The organism is Akkermansia muciniphila (assembly GCF_018709685.1).
Classification (GTDB): domain Bacteria; phylum Verrucomicrobiota; class Verrucomicrobiia; order Verrucomicrobiales; family Akkermansiaceae; genus Akkermansia; species Akkermansia muciniphila_E.
On the sequence record NZ_JABDHQ010000001.1, the window covers coordinates 328,866 to 344,658 of the forward strand.

General features: G+C 59.5%; 11 protein-coding genes and 1 tRNA gene. 4 read left to right on the forward strand and 8 right to left on the reverse strand.

All coding sequences use genetic code 11. The features are described 5' to 3' along the window. The first annotated feature begins 6 nt into the window (after positions 1–6). Complete coding sequence (gene hflX / locus HHJ06_RS01335; RefSeq protein ID WP_215427009.1) at positions 7–1,320, forward strand: GTPase HflX; 1,314 nt, start codon at positions 7–9, stop codon at positions 1,318–1,320. Positions 1,321–1,388: 68 nt separating this feature from the next. Here the strand turns inward: hflX and HHJ06_RS01340 are convergent, their stop codons facing one another. The 4 genes from HHJ06_RS01340 to HHJ06_RS01355 all read right to left on the reverse strand — a co-directional run bounded on the left by HHJ06_RS01340 (position 1,389) and on the right by HHJ06_RS01355 (position 4,695). Then, complete coding sequence (locus tag HHJ06_RS01340; RefSeq protein ID WP_215427010.1) at positions 1,389–1,952, reverse strand: Maf family protein; 564 nt, start codon at positions 1,950–1,952, stop codon at positions 1,389–1,391. A gap of 59 nt (positions 1,953–2,011) precedes the next feature. After that, positions 2,012–3,553 carry a pyridoxal-phosphate dependent enzyme gene (locus HHJ06_RS01345; RefSeq protein ID WP_251841352.1) on the reverse strand — a complete coding sequence of 514 codons (1,542 nt, stop codon included), beginning with the start codon at positions 3,551–3,553 and terminating at the stop codon, positions 2,012–2,014. Positions 3,554–3,694: 141 nt separating this feature from the next. Beyond that, a tRNA-Asp gene (locus HHJ06_RS01350) sits at positions 3,695–3,772 on the reverse strand. A gap of 566 nt (positions 3,773–4,338) precedes the next feature. Continuing rightward, entirely contained in the window at positions 4,339–4,695 is a 357-nt protein-coding gene (locus HHJ06_RS01355; protein WP_215427012.1) for a hypothetical protein, read from the reverse strand. Positions 4,696–5,244: 549 nt separating this feature from the next. Between HHJ06_RS01355 and HHJ06_RS01360 the strand changes: the two genes are divergently transcribed. After that, positions 5,245–11,079, forward strand: a complete 5,835-nt coding sequence (locus tag HHJ06_RS01360; RefSeq protein WP_215427013.1) for an autotransporter domain-containing protein — start codon at positions 5,245–5,247, stop codon at positions 11,077–11,079. 119 nt (positions 11,080–11,198) lie between these two features. Here the strand turns inward: HHJ06_RS01360 and HHJ06_RS01365 are convergent, their stop codons facing one another. After that, positions 11,199–11,768: a YdeI/OmpD-associated family protein gene (locus HHJ06_RS01365; RefSeq protein ID WP_215427014.1), complete on the reverse strand. Its 570-nt coding sequence runs from the start codon at positions 11,766–11,768 to the stop codon at positions 11,199–11,201. Between the two features lie 188 nt (positions 11,769–11,956). On the opposite strand from HHJ06_RS01365, the gene HHJ06_RS01370 reads away from it, so the two are divergent. Then, positions 11,957–12,691 (forward strand): L,D-transpeptidase family protein, encoded by a 735-nt coding sequence (locus HHJ06_RS01370; protein WP_251841353.1) that lies wholly within the window; start codon positions 11,957–11,959, stop codon positions 12,689–12,691. A gap of 97 nt (positions 12,692–12,788) precedes the next feature. Here the strand turns inward: HHJ06_RS01370 and HHJ06_RS01375 are convergent, their stop codons facing one another. Beyond that, positions 12,789–13,670: a diaminopimelate dehydrogenase gene (locus tag HHJ06_RS01375; RefSeq protein WP_215427015.1), complete on the reverse strand. Its 882-nt coding sequence runs from the start codon at positions 13,668–13,670 to the stop codon at positions 12,789–12,791. Between the two features lie 204 nt (positions 13,671–13,874). Between HHJ06_RS01375 and HHJ06_RS01380 the strand changes: the two genes are divergently transcribed. Then, the gene (locus HHJ06_RS01380; RefSeq protein ID WP_102712425.1) at positions 13,875–14,018 is read left to right on the forward strand and encodes an entericidin; all 144 of its coding nucleotides are present in this window, start codon (positions 13,875–13,877) and stop codon (positions 14,016–14,018) included. Positions 14,019–14,250: 232 nt separating this feature from the next. On the opposite strand, the gene HHJ06_RS01385 is transcribed toward HHJ06_RS01380, so the two are convergent. Together HHJ06_RS01385 and HHJ06_RS01390 are read right to left on the reverse strand one after the other, a co-directional pair. Further along, positions 14,251–15,069: a PEP-CTERM sorting domain-containing protein gene (locus HHJ06_RS01385; RefSeq protein ID WP_215427016.1), complete on the reverse strand. Its 819-nt coding sequence runs from the start codon at positions 15,067–15,069 to the stop codon at positions 14,251–14,253. 371 nt (positions 15,070–15,440) lie between these two features. After that, positions 15,441–15,584, reverse strand: a complete 144-nt coding sequence (locus HHJ06_RS01390) for an entericidin (RefSeq protein ID WP_215427017.1) — start codon at positions 15,582–15,584, stop codon at positions 15,441–15,443. Positions 15,585–15,793 lie beyond the last annotated feature (209 nt).

Here is a 15,793-nt window from a genome sequence, read left to right on the forward strand (position 1 = left end):
GCCGCCATGTTTGAAATCCGCGAAAAACCGGAAATGGTGGAACGGGCCATGCTCGTTTCCATCTACTTTGACCCCTCCGAGGCCGGGGAGAAACAGGCCATGCTTGACGAGCTGGAAGACCTTGTCTCCAACCTCGGCATAGGCATTGTAGGCAAGCACCTGGTTAAATCCCGTGACGTGCACGCCAAATTCCTGTGCGGCACCGGCAAGGCGGAGGAAGTAAGGCAGCTGGCCCTGGACTGCCGGGCGGACTGCGTGGTGTTTGACAACATGCTCTCCCCCTCCCAGCAGCGGGAATGGGAACGGCTGATCGACGAATGCGTGATTGACCGTGAAGAGGTCATTCTGGACATCTTTGCACGGCGCGCCCGCACGCGGGAGGCCACCCTCCAGGTGGAACTGGCGCGCATGCAGTACTCGCTCCCCCGCATGGCCCGCATGTGGAACCACCTGGACCGCCAGGGCGGCGGTTCCGGGGGCGGGAAGGGCGGCGGCGGAGCCGCCAGGGGCGAAGGCGAAAAGCAGATTGAAGTGGACCGCCGCCTGGCGCGCGCCAGGATTGAGGCCATTCAGAAGGAACTGGCCCTGGTCATCAGGCAGCGCGCCACGCAACGCAAGGAACGGGAACGCCAGGCGATCGCCACGGCTGCCATCGTGGGGTACACCAACGCCGGAAAATCCTCCCTGCTGTCCCTGGTATCCGGCTCGGAGGTCATGGCGAAGGACATGCTCTTTGCCACATTGGACACCACGACGCGGAAAATAGAACTTCCGCACGGCCAGCCCCTGCTGCTGACGGATACCGTGGGCTTCATCCGCAACCTCCCCCACCGTCTGGTGGAGGCCTTCAAGTCTACGCTGGAGGAAGCCGTGCTGGCGGATTTCCTGGTGCAGGTGGTGGACGCCTCCGACCCGGAAGCCGTGCGCCATTATGAAACCACGCTGGAAGTGCTCAGCGAGCTGGGCGCGGGGGACAAGCCCATGATCGTGGTTCTGAACAAGGTGGACCTTGTCCCGGAAGAGAAGCGCCACACGCTGGAAGCCCTGTTGAAACCCCACTTCAACGGCAGGGTGATACCCATGTCCGTGCAGGAGGAACAGGGCGCGGAAGACCTGCTGGACGCCTGCGTGGAAATGCTGGAAAGCCGCGTCCGGCGCGCCAGCTTCCTGATTCCCTACACCCGGAGCGACCTGGTGGCCGCCATGCACAGTGAAGGCAAGGTTCTCTCCACGGAATATGTGGAGGAAGGCACCCTGCTGGAAGCCGTGCTCCCCGTGGCGTTCTATAACAAGCTCAGTTCATTCCGGGCGGAAAAATGATTCCCCTTTGATGGCGGGGAACCCGCAGAATGGATCCCTGATGAAGGAGGCCGGCGCAAGCTGGATGCTCAATAGCCCCAGGTGCGCAGGCACTTCATGACGTCCCCGACAGGCAGGCCGATCACGTTGTCCGTATCACCGCGCACGGAGGAAATAATCATCTCCCCATGTTCCTGGAAGGCGTAGGACCCGGCCTTGTCCATCACGTCCACCAGTTCCATGTAACGGCGGATATCTTCCTCCGCCAGTGTCCGGAAGGTGACTTCCGTCAGAACGGCCATATCCTTCATTCCCAGGGGGGATTGGATGGAGACCGCCGTGCACACGTGGTGCGTGCGCCCGGAGAGCATCCGGAGCATGGTGCGGGCTTCCTCCGCATCCTGCGGTTTGCCGAGGGGAAGGCCGTCCAGAAAAACGAGCGTATCCGCGCCGATGATGGTGGAATCCGGATGTTCCCGGAACACCGCTTCCGCTTTGGCTCTGGCGTTGTACAGGCAGAGTTCCCGCGGAGGCAGGGCGGCATCTTTCAACTCCTCCGTATCCCGGATGACGATGGAGAAAGGCACGCTGGCCTTCGCCAGCAAATCGCGCCGCCGCGGTGACTGGGAGGCTAGGATAACGGGGGGAAGCATGGAAGGAGAAACACCAGGTAATAGTTAATGAATATTAACTATTACCTGTTAATTATTAACTATTTACTTCCCATGATCCGGTTGAACGCCTCCGGAGAAATCTCCCGGATGGACCGGATGATATTCTTGGAAAAGGCGCCCATGCGTTCCCTGATGGTCTCCCGGTCTTCCGCGGAATCAAACTCCATGCCCACCAGGGCGCGGCCCACGCGTTCCCCGGTATAAGTATAGTTAAAGTAGCAGAGGGAGGCCAGGTCCGCGATGCGCTCCATGAAGTCAAGAAAGGCCCCGGCGCGTTCCGGAAATTCAATGTGGACGAACAGGGGGTGCTGGCACAGCTCCGCCTGGTAGTGAATCATGCGGAAGCGCACGTCGTCATCCTCACTGATGTCCTCAAACTGAATTCCCTTCTTCTTCAGCGTCGTGCGGATGGTGTCCAGATCCTCGTCGGAAGCGGCAATGCCGAACACGGGATACTGGGCGGCCCCTTCCGTCTTGCCGTACTGCACGTCCACCAGCGTGGTATCCTGCGGAATGTGGCGCAGGTACTTGAGCACCTGCCCGCGCTTGGAGTCCATGGAAATGCGCAGGTAGCGCGTTTCATGGTTGCCGATGCCCGCCTGGCGGGCAATCTGGGTGAGGTGGGTGAAATCCATGTTGGCGCCGGAGATGACCACGAAGCTCTTTTCATCCGGCTTCACTTCACCCTGGTTCCATTGTTTCAGGAATCCGGCCAGGCTCATGGCTCCGGAGGGTTCCGGCACCACGCGGGAGGACTCCCACATGGCCCTGATGGCCTGGCATACCTCGTTGTTGGTGACGGTTACGAACTCGTCAATCAGCTCCCGGCAGAGGGGATAGGTCAGTTCTCCGGGAATGTGGACGGCGGTGCCGTCACAAAACACGTCCACGTAATCCAGATTCACCCGGTGGTTTTGCTCCATGGAGGTCTTCATGGAGGCCTGGTCCACGCCTTCCACGCCAATCACCTTGATGTCCGGCCAGAATTTTTTCAGCCAGCAGGCTACGGCTGCGGCCAGTCCGCCCCCGCCGATGGCTACATAAGCGCGGTCAAACGGTCCTTCCCCGCTCATAATCACTTCATCCGCCAGCGTTCCCTGGCCCCCCATGGTCACCAGGTCGTCATAAGGGTGCACGAAGGTGCTTCCGTGGGTTTCCGCGTACTCATGGGCGGCGGCCGCCGTCTCGTCATAACAGTCCCCGTGGAGCATGATCTTCACGTGTTTCCCGCCATGGCGGCGCACTTCCGTCTGCTTCACTTCCGGCGTGGAACGGGGCATGAAAATGGTGGCATGGCAGTTCAGGACGCTGGCCGCCAGGGCCACGCCCTGGGCGTGGTTGCCGGCGGAGGCCGCCACAATGCCCTTGTCCCGCGCTTCCTGGCTCAGTGCGGCCATGCAGTTGAACGCTCCGCGCCATTTATAGGCCCGGATGGGTCCCAGGTCCTCCCTCTTGGCGTACACCGGGGCCTTGATGCCCGGCAGATTCAATCGTTGAAGAGGAGTTGGTTCGCCAACGGTGTAAACACGCTGGCGGGCTTGCAGTATTTCCTCGGAAAGGCGGTCCGAAAGTATGCTCATGATTGTAATGCTGGCTCCTATTCTACCGGGTTGCGGCCTCCTTTTCCAGTAAAACATTCCCGCTGGGCTGCCTGTTTTCAGGTCCCGGGCTTTCCGGGAACAAAAAAGCCGCCCGGAGGCGGCTGTTTCTTCTGGACAAGGTGGCGAAGCGGACGGGGCTCGAACCCGCGACCTCCAGCGTGACAGGCTGGCGCTCTAACCGAACTGAGCTACCGCTCCCTGACCTTGAATGCTGTGTTCCTGCCTTGCAGGCGGGGACGTGGAGGCTTATACAGGCACTTCCATGGGAATGCAAGACAAGAAATCACTTTTTCCTGCATGCAGTCCCCGATGGATGGAAGAAGTGGGGCAATGTTTGGGCGGATTTAAAATCCGGAAATGTTCATGAATGAGGCCAGATAATGGTTAAAATACTGATAATGCCCGTACTTGAAACGGACGCTGCCTCTCCTCTCCTGCTTCATCCCTCCAGCCATTCATCTGCCCTAAAGCGCTTGGCCTTAAAAATTGTCATTGACTCCGGATTTTAAATCCGTTAATTATTACTAACAATATAGTCTGGTAAATAATTAATATTCATTATCAACACGTTATAGTTTATGCGACCGCACCTGCCCCTGACTCTCCTGTCCGCTCTTCTGGCCTGTTTCATTTCTCCGTCATGGTCCGCCTATACATTAACGGGCAATGGGGAAACGACCATTTCCTTTGCCGATGACCAGTATACGATTACGCCTCCGGCAGGGGACCCTGTGACTCAGGCTGAATCGCCCGGCACCATCTATTTAACGGATATTACGGCTCCAGGCACTTACGAAGGCGGCTATGAACGTACATTGAATTTGGAGGGGGGGACTTACACCGGAATTCAGGTGTATAATGTAGCCGGAAATGCCGGAGAAGGCATTACCATTGAAAATCCATGCAATTTTACGATCAACATCGGTGCGGGGACATCCTTTCTTAATGGCACCCCCAATCAAAATTTCATGATATGGTCCAATAATGCCCGGATAATTCCCGGGGATTTTACAGTGAATGTGGATCAGAATGCAGACACGATTAACGGGTTTTCCATCATAGGGGACGGGAATGACTTGAATGCTTTCCAGACAACTGGAACCTACAGGGTCAATATTCATGGGGGAAACTGGAGCGGCGTTTCAGTTAGCAACCCAAACAGCAGCTGGTGCATAGGATTGGGGCAGGAGTCATTTCTGCATACGGGAGATGTGATTTTTACAATTGACGGCGGCACTTTTGCCCAGATGGTGACGGCCGGATCAACGCGCGGGGGTGGAGCTCAATCAGTGAAAGCAAACATTGTCGGCAATGTTTCCCTGAACCTGGACGGAGGAACGTTTAACGGCATTGTTGCCTTATTGGGGAGGGGTTACGTTCAGTTCGGAAATGGAACTGATGCTTATACAGCCAAGTTGATCATTACCGGAGGCCAGTTTAATGCCAATGTCTATGGCTTGTCTGATGGGGTGACCGGAGCAGCTGGCCCCAGTATTGCCGCTAATTCGTCTGCTTCTATTAAGATTACAGGCGGAACCTTTGCAGAGAGCATCTTTGCCCAGGGATCTGGAACCGTTATTTCAGGGGGGACTTTTTCCGGAGACTCTACCAAGAAGATTTTTGCAGGAACCCGGGTAAATACGTCTACTTGGAATTTGAGTGATACCAATATGACATTGGATCTTGGGGAGGGTTCCGTAACGCACACAATCGCGGGAGGAAGCTGGGTGGAAACCGGAGCGAGCACAGCCAATATTACCGGCTCCACCAACCTGACGATTAAATCCGGAACATACACGGGCCAGATATGGGGCGGTTCCTTCATTAACGGAACGGGGACCGCAACCATTGCGGCCAACATCGGCACCACCAATGTCATTCTGGAGGGAGGCACGTTTAACGGAGCCCAGATATCCGCAGGAACGTATGTGGAGCGCGGCCTGGCCTCCGCCAAGGTTACCATCGGAGAAGCCAACCTGACCATCAAGGGAGGTTCTTTTACGGATACCTCGATTTATGCGGGCGGCCAGAAAGTCAACGGTACCGGGCATGAAACGACGCTGGCCAATGTGACCATTGAAGGGAATACGGCCACCTTCGCAGGAACCACGTCCATTTCCGGACAGGGCCGGGGGGATACCGTTACCAAAAGCGTGCTGAACCTGAACGGCGTGACGCGCGCGGACATGTTCGCGAATGCCACAGTCTCCGGGTTTGACGAGATTTCCGCCGGGGAAGGAACGGACGCCGCTATTGCCAACGCAACGGTGCTGGATGGCCGGGGCGCCTTTACCAAGAGCGGCACGGGCAAGCTGACGCTGAGTTCCGCCGCCGGCTTTGCGAATGCGCTGACGGTCTCCGGCGGAGAGCTCAGCTTCGGGCTGGCCGGGGGCGTCACCTTCGGCAACTCCATTACCCTGGGCGCCGGAGCACGGCTTACCTCCGCGGGCAACATGACCTTGTCCCAGGCTTCCGGGCTGACCATGGACCTGACGGGGATGAATTCCGCCAGCGCTTCCGTCATTCAGTCGGGCGGCACACTCTCCTTCAATTCGGAGGGAACGCTGACCCTGACCATCAGCGGGGTGGACCAGACCATGGAGAATGACTACAGGCTGATCACCGCGGACAGCTTCGGCACGCTCACGGCAAACAACTTTACCTTTGATTCCGCCGGGCTTTCCGGTGATTACAGTTATGTTCTGGAACTGATGGGAAACACGCTTTACCTGCGCGTGAAGGCGCTGGGGGAAGCCCTTAACTGGAACGGCGGCGCGGCGGGAACCTGGACCGTGTCCGGCGGGGAAGCCATCTGGCTGGACAAGGACGGAACGGCTGTGGCCTATGACGCCACGAAGTCCGCCAACTTTGAAGACCTGGCGGGGGTGGCCGCTTCCTCCGTTACGCTGGACGGCGACGTTTCAGCCGCCCGCGTTACCGTCAATAATACGGATACGGCTTATACCTTCACGGGCACGGGTGCCCTTGTGGACGGGGCCTCTCCGGTGGCGCTCGTCAAACGGGGGGAAGGGGAGCTGACCATTGAAAACACGGGAACCAACACCTTCTCCGGCGGTACGACTATCTCCGCCGGCACCCTCAACCTGAACGCCGTCCAGGGCCTGGGCACGGGAACGGTAACCCTGGCCGGGGGCACGCTGGTGCTTAACACGGCGGGGACCACGGACGGCACGACGGGCCTGGTGGCAACCAACAAGCTTATTTTTGCCGGAGGCACGTTCATGTACGGAACGGGAGCCGCACAGGACATTTCCGGCCTCATTGACGCCGCGGCCAGTACGGCCGCCGTCCGGGTGGACACCAATGGCAACGACGTTGCCTGGACCACCTATACCCAGGATCTGGGCAACAGGGAAATCGTGAAGCTCGGCGGAGGCATGCTGACCATCAGCACGACGCTGGACGGCACCTTCACTGGAGCCATCACCGTCAGCGGAGGAACCCTGTTCTATGACATCGGCGCCAACAGCGCCACCCGTACCTGGAGCGGCAATATCTCCATCGCAGAAAATGCAACACTTCAAATCCGGGATAACCGGGCCCATAACACCGTCAACACGGATACCCTTTCAGGCCGCATCACCGGAGCCGGCACCCTCGTTCTGGGCCATAAGGAAGGGGGAGCCAACCCCGGGGGCGGCCGCTATTCCGTCACCGGTGACAACAGCGGCTTTACCGGCACCATGAGACTGGTGGGCGCCGGGACCAATGCCGCGTGGAATGAAGTGGGCTTTGCCAATGCCGCCGCAATCGGCGGGGCCAGCCTGGAACTGGACGGCCGCGGCTTTTTTGTCAGTGATTCCGCCAATCCGGTGAATGCAGACATCCATGTAGCGGCCGGCGGCGGCTGGCTGAACGGGAACTCCAACCAGACGCTTACCCTGGCGGGTGACCTGACGGGCGAGGCCGGGGCCAATCTGGGCATGACGCTGGCGGGGAATCCTACGCTGACGGTCCTCTTCACCGGCAACCTTACGGGCTTCACGGGTACCCTGAATTCCGGACAGGGGAACGGAGTCATGTCCTTCGGCAGCGGCGGCGCGGCGGCCACGCTGGGGACGGGAGAATTCCTGAAGGCCGCCTCCCTGGGCGGCGCGGGCACCTTCCGGGTCAATTACAGCGGCACGGGGAAGGACCTTCTTTATGCCGGCAATGTCATTGACACCGCCAGTCTGAACGTGCGGGGCACGGACAAGCTCATTCTGACCGGTGCGAATACCAGCACGGGGGCCATGAGCATTGAGCAGAACGCCACGGTCCAGCTGGGCGACGGCACGGGGGACAATGCCGCATGGGCCGGAACCGTCACGGGTGCGGGCAGCCTGATGGTAAACACCACCGGAGCCTTTGCCGTGGGAGACCGCGCCAACGGACTGACGGGCACGCTGACGCTGGCCCGGGGAACGCTGGACCTCTCTGATGCAGCCGCCACAACCAACATCCTTATCCAATCCGGCGGCCTGGCAAATGCCGGGAACTACGCCGGAACGGCCACAAACCGGGTGAATGTCAATGCCATTGCCAATTCCGGCAATATCTCCATGGGCGGCCTGGACGCTTCCAGGCTGGGAATGGTAGCCACCACCACGGCAGGCACGCAAATCACCGGCCTCAAGAACGGTTCCACCTGGACCGTCAGCGGGACGGGCAGCAGCCTGGCCCTGAGCGCTGACAACATCTCCGGCGACCCGTTCACGGGGGCGGACGCCCTCATCCAGTTCAACGGAACCGGGGACAATCTGGGGAGCATTTCCTTCGGAGACGGCTCCACGCTCACACTGGACCTCACCAGCGTCATGGATGCCATGAAAACGGCGGGCGGCAATCTGGAAATCCTGCTCACCAACGGCGGCTTTGCGCAGGACCTTGAAACCCTCAAGAGCCACATCACGGCCAATCCCCTCTTTGCCGCCCTGGGCTTCGGCATTGTGGACGTCAACGGAGGCAGCATCGTCCTGTCCGGTGATACGAATCTCGTTTACGTGTCCTCCGTGGACGGCACGGGCAGTGCGGACAATCCGGTCACGAACCAGTCCCTCAACTTCTACCAGGCGGTGATCGTGGACCAGGATCTTTACGTCCAGTCGGACGGTTCCATGGTAATCAAGAACCTGACCGCTCCGGGAACCAATCCGGGCCAGACGGGCACGGGCAACCTCATCGTCACCAACACGGCGGACAACAAGGGAAGCATTGAGCTGCAAAACAACCTTTTCCATGACGGCACGGGGGTAGATACCGTCTTTGCCGGAAACATCAGCGGCGTGGACGGCGCGGCAGCCAACACGGACCTCGTTAAGACGGGAGCCAACAAGCTCACCCTGTCCGGGAACGTGACGCTGGCGGGGGATGCCATTGCGCAGGAGGGAACTCTCCAGCTCAACGGCACGGCCAATGTGGAAGCCCTGCGCCTTGACTCGGCGGATGCGGGTTCCCTTGCGGTAATCGGCGTTGGAGGCCATGCTACGGCGCAGACGCTGGAAACTGGCGCCAACGGGGGCAAGCTGGACATCGGCTCCGGCGGAACGCTCACGCTTACAGGCGTTATGGACAATCTTTCCCATGCGGAAATCAGCGGAACGGGCACGCTCCATCTTGCGGAAGGCGCTTCCCTGGGGCTGGCCGCGGACAGTACGCTTTCCGGCGTGGTGCTGGACCTGGGCGGTTCCCTGAGCCTGGGAGCGGACAGCGGTGCGGGCGGCCTGAAAGGCTCCGGTGCCCTGACGCTGAACGGACAGACTCTGAATATCCAGGCGGCTTCCGGCCAGACGTACACCTTTGACGGAACACTGGGCGCCGGAACGCTGGACGTCTCCGGCGCGGGCACGCAGGTTCTGCGCAGCTCCGGGGCGGATACGGACCTGACGGTCAGCGGCGGGAACCTGGTCCTCCAGGGGAAGGCGGATGTGGATGGGGCCCACCTTTCCTATGGCAAGCTGGTGAACAACGGCAATCTGACCGTCCAGGCCAGTGACAACGCGCTGACGGCGCTCAATACCACCCTGACCGTGGACGGCGCCACCTTTGGCAGCGGTTCCACCACCACCTTTGCGGTGAACACGGACGCGGACCTGGTCTCCACCTTCATCCAGTCCTCTGGCGACATCGTCATTGAAAACGGCGCTTCCTTCCATGTGACCAGCCTTCCGGGAATCAACATCACCTGGAAGTCCGGCAATCCGATGGAACTCACCCTGATGGAACTCACCGGGGGCGGAACCATTCAACTGGGAGAAAATACGCTGACGGTAGGCGGCCTGTTCCTCACGTACTACAAGAATGCGCATCTGGTGCAGGAAGGGGATAAAGTCGTCCTCAAGGCGGAAGAACAAACGGACAATATTTACGCCGGCGTGGCGGATACGGCCAACTCCACGGCGGGCGCCAACCTGGTATGGGAAGCCGCCCGGCACGGAACCGTGGACCAGGCGCTTACGGACTTCCTGAGCTCCCTCAATAATGACATGACGAACAACCCCTCCGCCGCCAGGCATGCCATGGCTGCGGCGGCGGGCAGCACGGTGACGAGCCTGGGCATCGCCCAGCGGGACGCCCTGCGCGACCAGATGACCTGGATACGTAACCGTACCAACCAGATGGGCGTCAACCCTGCCTACATCAACGAAGACCTCCCCTACTTCCACATGTGGGTGCAGGGAACGGGCTCCTACGCCAAGCTGGACACCAAGGGGGATGAAAGCGGCTACCAGCTCACCACCTGGGGCGGAACCGTCGGCATGGACGTGGACCTCAGCGACCACTTCACGATGGGGGCGGCCTTCACGGCTAACTACGGAGACCTGACGGCCAGCGCGGCGGACACGGCGGACGGCCACCTGGACAGCTACTACGTCAACCTCTTCGGACGCTACCAGAGCAAGAGATGGGCCCACACGCTCATCCTGACGGGCGGCTGGAACGACGCCAAGCTCAACCGCAACGTCAATTATGGAGCGGGCAGCTACGGCACGCACGGAGACACCAACGGGTGGGGCTTTGGAGCGATGTACGAACTCACCTACGACGTCTATCTGAATGAAGACAAGAGCAGCATCCTGCAGCCTCTGGCCAACGTCTCGGTGGTAACCACCCGTATGGACGGTTACACGGAAACGGGAGCCGGAAACATGGGCCTGAACGTTGCCAAACAGGATTTGACCACGGGAACGGTAGCATTGGGCGGCCGCTGGATGGGGCTGGTAGGCAGCAACATCTTTGGACGTGAGGCGCTGGCCGAGTTCCGAGTGAACGCGGCCCAGGACATGGGAGACCGCCGCGGACAGGCCAATGTGGGCCTGCTGGCCAACCCCGGCTACATGCAGACGGTGAGGGGGGCCAAGGTAGGAACGACCGCGCTTCAAATCGGAGCGGGGCTCAGCGTGCCTGTGGGAACGCAGGGAACGGTCTTTGTGGACGGCAACGCGGACTTCCGGGACGGAGCCAGCTCCGTGAACGGAAGCGTGGGCTACCGCTACGACTTTTAAGGAGAGTTGAGGTTTGAGAGTGGAGCGGAGAGGCACCGCTTTCCATCCCTTCAGGGCCGTTCCGTACAAGAACCGGAACGGCCCTGCTGCGTGATGCAGGGAAGCGAAAGGGCCATTGATCATTCTTCCAGAAGCCGGCCTCCGTCATGCCATTCTCCGTACATCCTGTTCTCCCGGGTATTCTTGATGAATTTCTCCAGGCGGCTGTTGAACAGCTCCGGCTGGTTTTTCTTGATTTGGATGGTGTCGAGGCGCACATGACGGTACAGGCGGGGAAAGGCCAGAAAGTTGGCGTAGGTCTGCGGCTCCCGTTGAAGGGCTTCCAGAATGCCGGGATCAATCCGGAAAGCTTCCGGGTCCATCTCCGGCAGGCATTGCCTCCCGTGGGGCGTCATCAGTCCCAGCCTGTCCAGGCGGCGCACGCGTTCCTTGTTCAGTTCCGACCACTTGCTCCCCCTGGAGCGCGGGGTGAGGCGCTGGGCCAGGATGCCGGAAGCCGTTTTTTTGCGGGTGCTGTCAATCCAGCCGAAGCACAGGGCTTCCTCCACGGCGTCCAGGTAAAGGATGGCATGGGGGGAAGGCTTCCGCGTGGTGGGAACCCAGCAGCAGGGGGAGGAACGGTGGTTCTCTTCCAGCCACGTTCTTAATTGCCACCGTGTGGTGATGGGGAGAAGATGGTCTATTTCCATGATGGTTCAGTGCAGCTCTGCGCCTGCTGCGGTTTTACGGACGGATGATACCTCCCCGGCGCCTGCGTTTCCAGCACAGGTGCAATTTCTGCTGCCGCGCCATTCTCCTGCGCGGGCTTCCCTCCACCGCCGGACAAGGAAAGCGGTTTTCTCCTTGTCAAAACGGATGCCGCCATTATACATGATTTATGAAGAAAAGCGTGTTGCTGGCAGCGCTGGGGCTGGTTCTGCTGGCCTCCGTAGTTGTGACTCTTAAAATGGCGTGTGCCGATGATTCCGCCAACCGGGCGGACGCTGCCCGGGAACGGGTGACGCCCGTGCTGAATTCCTTCCTGGGCCTGTGCGGCGCCAAGGTGGGTGACCCCGTCTTTTTACGGGCCGTCAAGGAGGATTCCATGCTGGAACTGTGGGTGAAGCCGGGCAATGCGGAACGCTATGTGCTTGCCAAGCGCTACCCCATTGCCGCATGGTCCGGAGAACTGGGACCCAAGGAAAAGGAAGGGGACAAGCAGACGCCGGAAGGCTTTTATGAAGTGGAGCCCTCCGGGCTGAACCCGCGCAGCAACTACCATCTGGCCTTCAACATCGGTTATCCGAATGCCTATGACCGGTCCCTGAACCGGACGGGAAGTTTTATCATGGTGCATGGCAGGGATGTTTCCATCGGCTGCCTGGCGATGACCGATCCGGGGATTGAGGAAATCTACACCATGGTGGAACAGGCCCTGGTTCACGGGCAGAAAAGCGTTCCCGTGCAGATTTACCCCTTTGTGCCCACTCCGGCGCGTTTGCTGAAGGAGAAGAATTCCCCCCATGCTGCTTTCTGGACGGACATGGCCCGCGCATGGGACTGGACGGAACGGACCCACACTCCGGCCCGGATGAATGCCGTGGATGGCAGGCTGGTGGTTGATGAACAATAAAAAATCCTCCGGCACAGGCCGGAGGATGGAGAAATTAAGGAACGCGGCGGCTGGGGCAGGGCCTGCTGCCGCGCGTCCGGAAAAGACGCGGAAGGAATTATACCAGTTGGGCAATCAGCTCTTCGCGGTCGCCCGGCAGGAAGTCCATGGGGGCGATTTCCGGCAGGGTGTAGCAGCCGGCGGCCAGTTTCATGCTGGCGCGTGCGGAAGCCACCATCACCTGGGCCGTGAGGGCTGGGTTGTTGATGCGCATCTCAAACGTGAACAGCTGGTTCTGCGTGGCGCCGGAAACGCCCTTGCGCTCCATCAGCACGCCGTGGCCCATGTCCTTCAGCGCGTCGATGTCCGGCACCTGCTGCACGCGGGTATCGTCATGGCTGAAATAGGAATCGGACTTGATGGCAAACTCCACGTCGGAGAACTTGGCGCCTTCCTTCAGCACCACGTAAACCATGCGGCGGTGTACGCCGGACCCGGTGGGGATGGTGAGGGAAAGGGCGTCCGCCACGCCTTCCTTGGAGCGGGCCACCACGCTGTGGCCCATGCTCATGCCGGGGCCGAAGTTGGTGTACGTGATCCCCTTGGGGGCCATGGCCAGCATCATGGTGCGGATGACGGAGTCCGTGCCGGGGTCCCAGCCCGCGGAGATGATGGAGACGGCGTCATGCTTGATGGCCTGGGCTCCCAGGGAGCGGCGCAGGTTCACGATGTCCCCGTGAATGTCAAAGCTGTCCACCGTGTTGATGCCGCGGGCAAGCAGGGGCAGGGCCGTTTCCTCCACGCTGCGGGTGGGGGTGCAGAGCAGGGCCACATTCACGTGGCCCAGTTCCTCCATGCTGCTTACGGTCTTGATGCCGTGCACGGGTTCGCTGCCGGGGCGGCGCACGATGCCCGCCAGTTCCATATCGGGCGCGGCGCGCAAGGCGTCCACGGCGTATTTCCCGATGTTGCCGTATCCTACGATGGCTACTTTGATCATCTTGGTAGTAAATAGTAATGGTTCCGGGAGCGGCGGCGGAATATCCGCCGGAGGTTTCCTCCCGTTGACGCATGTTTTTTAAGTGTTGCGGGTACTCATGGCAAGACCGGAGAATGACAGGGGGCAGTGTGGCATGATCATGGGTTCTTTGAACGGGGGCTGGAGGAATGGAGTCTGATTATTCGGAACTCTTCCAATAAAACGATGAAAACCAAATTGATTATTCTGAGTATCGCCACCCTTCTCGGGTGTGTTTCCTGCCATACGATTGGCGGAGTGGGCAAGGACGTGGAAGCCGTCGGCAGCGACATTAATTCTGCCGCCCGTTCCACCAGCCGGTCCATGTAAAAAGACTGTGTGTGTGACCATGGACGAAAACCGCTTCATCCACCCGGGTGAAGCGGTTTTCCTTGATGGGCATGTCCCTTTCTTTCCCTTCCCCGGTTTTCCGATTCCGGGGAACGCTCCCACCCCCGCGGGGAATGGGGCTTTTCCCCTTTTCCGATGCGGGACGGGAGCATTAAAAAAGACATGCCGCGTGTCCGGCATGCCTTTTGAAAAGAAGTTGAACCTTCCGTTTTTAACGGCGGCGGCGCAGCATCAGGGCCGCCAGGCCCAGCAGGCTCAGGGAAACGGTGGCCGGTTCCGGCACGCCATTGATGTAGGAGACGTAAATCTTGCCGTCCTTCGTAAACACCTGGTACTTGCCCACGTTTTCAGCGGTCAGGTCCTCGGCGGTGATGTCGTCGCTCTGGGTTCCGCCCGTGATTGTCGTGTTGCTGGTGGCGGCGCTTCCCACGCCGTTGACAAGTTCGCGCGTCACGAGCTGGAACGTGGTCCCTTCCGTAATCAGGTCCCCCAGGGAGGCGGAGAAGGTAAAACGTCCCAGATCAGTCTGGTTCGTAAGATTCAGCGTGCCGGTTGCGCCCAGGTCCACGGATAAATTGTTGTTATTGGCGTTCCAGGTAAGTGCGGCGGTGATGTTCAGCGTGCCGTATACCGTCCAGTTCATGTTCTGGTCACAGTTGGCTACGATGGTACCGCTCGTTTTGCCCACGGTCAGCGTGGAGCCTTCTCCCACGGAGACGGTCGTACGCTGGAATTTGGTGAAATTCTGAAGGGAAACGCTGGCTCCGTTGGAAACGTTGATGGTGGAGGTCCACCCTTCCACGGTAGTGCCGGGACCGCATACCACGGTGTGGTTGCCGGATACGTTGATCGTGCCCCAGTTGGGATTAACCAGCGGAACATGGTCACTGGTGCCGCTTTCTGTCTGCCAGTTGGACGCCTGGTTCCAATCGGTAGAACCGTCAATGGGTGCCCACGTATAAATAGCGGCCTGGACCGTCATGCAGGAAAAGACCAGCAGAAAGGAAAACAGGATGAGAGTTTTTTTCATATGAATGCGATGTAAGGTAGGCTTGAAAAGGAAATTTCCAAGGGCGGCGGAGTATGCTGAATTACAAATCCGGGGTCAAGGGCTGATTTTTATATCAAGGAACTTATGCTGCCTGCCCCGTTTCACCATGGGAGACCGTTTTTCTGACGGAATCCTTGCGGAACTGTGCAGCCGGAATCCGGAGAGCCGCAAGCCTTTGCGTTCATTGGAATAAACGCGTCCCGTCAGGAGACACTGACTTTCAGAGGAAAGTGTTTACAGCCGCTCAGGTTATCCTCCGGATGCCGCAAGGACTTGCGGCGCTCCATGGGAGAAACCGACGGCCATGAAAAGGAGGGGCCGGGCCGGTGTCCGGGTGCTTCCTTCCCCCCTTATTGCATGGATTGGCTGGTGGCCTGGGAGGCGCTGTCAATCTTGCTGCCCATGGCCTCCACGTCTTTTCCGATTCCGCTGATGGTGTTGCAGGAGGCAAGGCCGAGGGCGGCGAGCGTCAAAAGGGCGAGTTTGATATTCATGGTAAGGAGAGGTTGAAAGCCGCATCCTACCCTGCTTCCGGTTCCTTGTCAATGAGGCGGGCGTTTTCCGGGAGGTCTGTTTCTGCGGTAGTAGAAGATTGGAAAAGGGGCAGGAAGGAATGATGCAGAGCTGGGGGATTGGTAATAATGCCTCCGCTGCGTTCCGGTGGTAATTCAGCGGTGAAGGCCGGGAAACCGGATTATTCGGT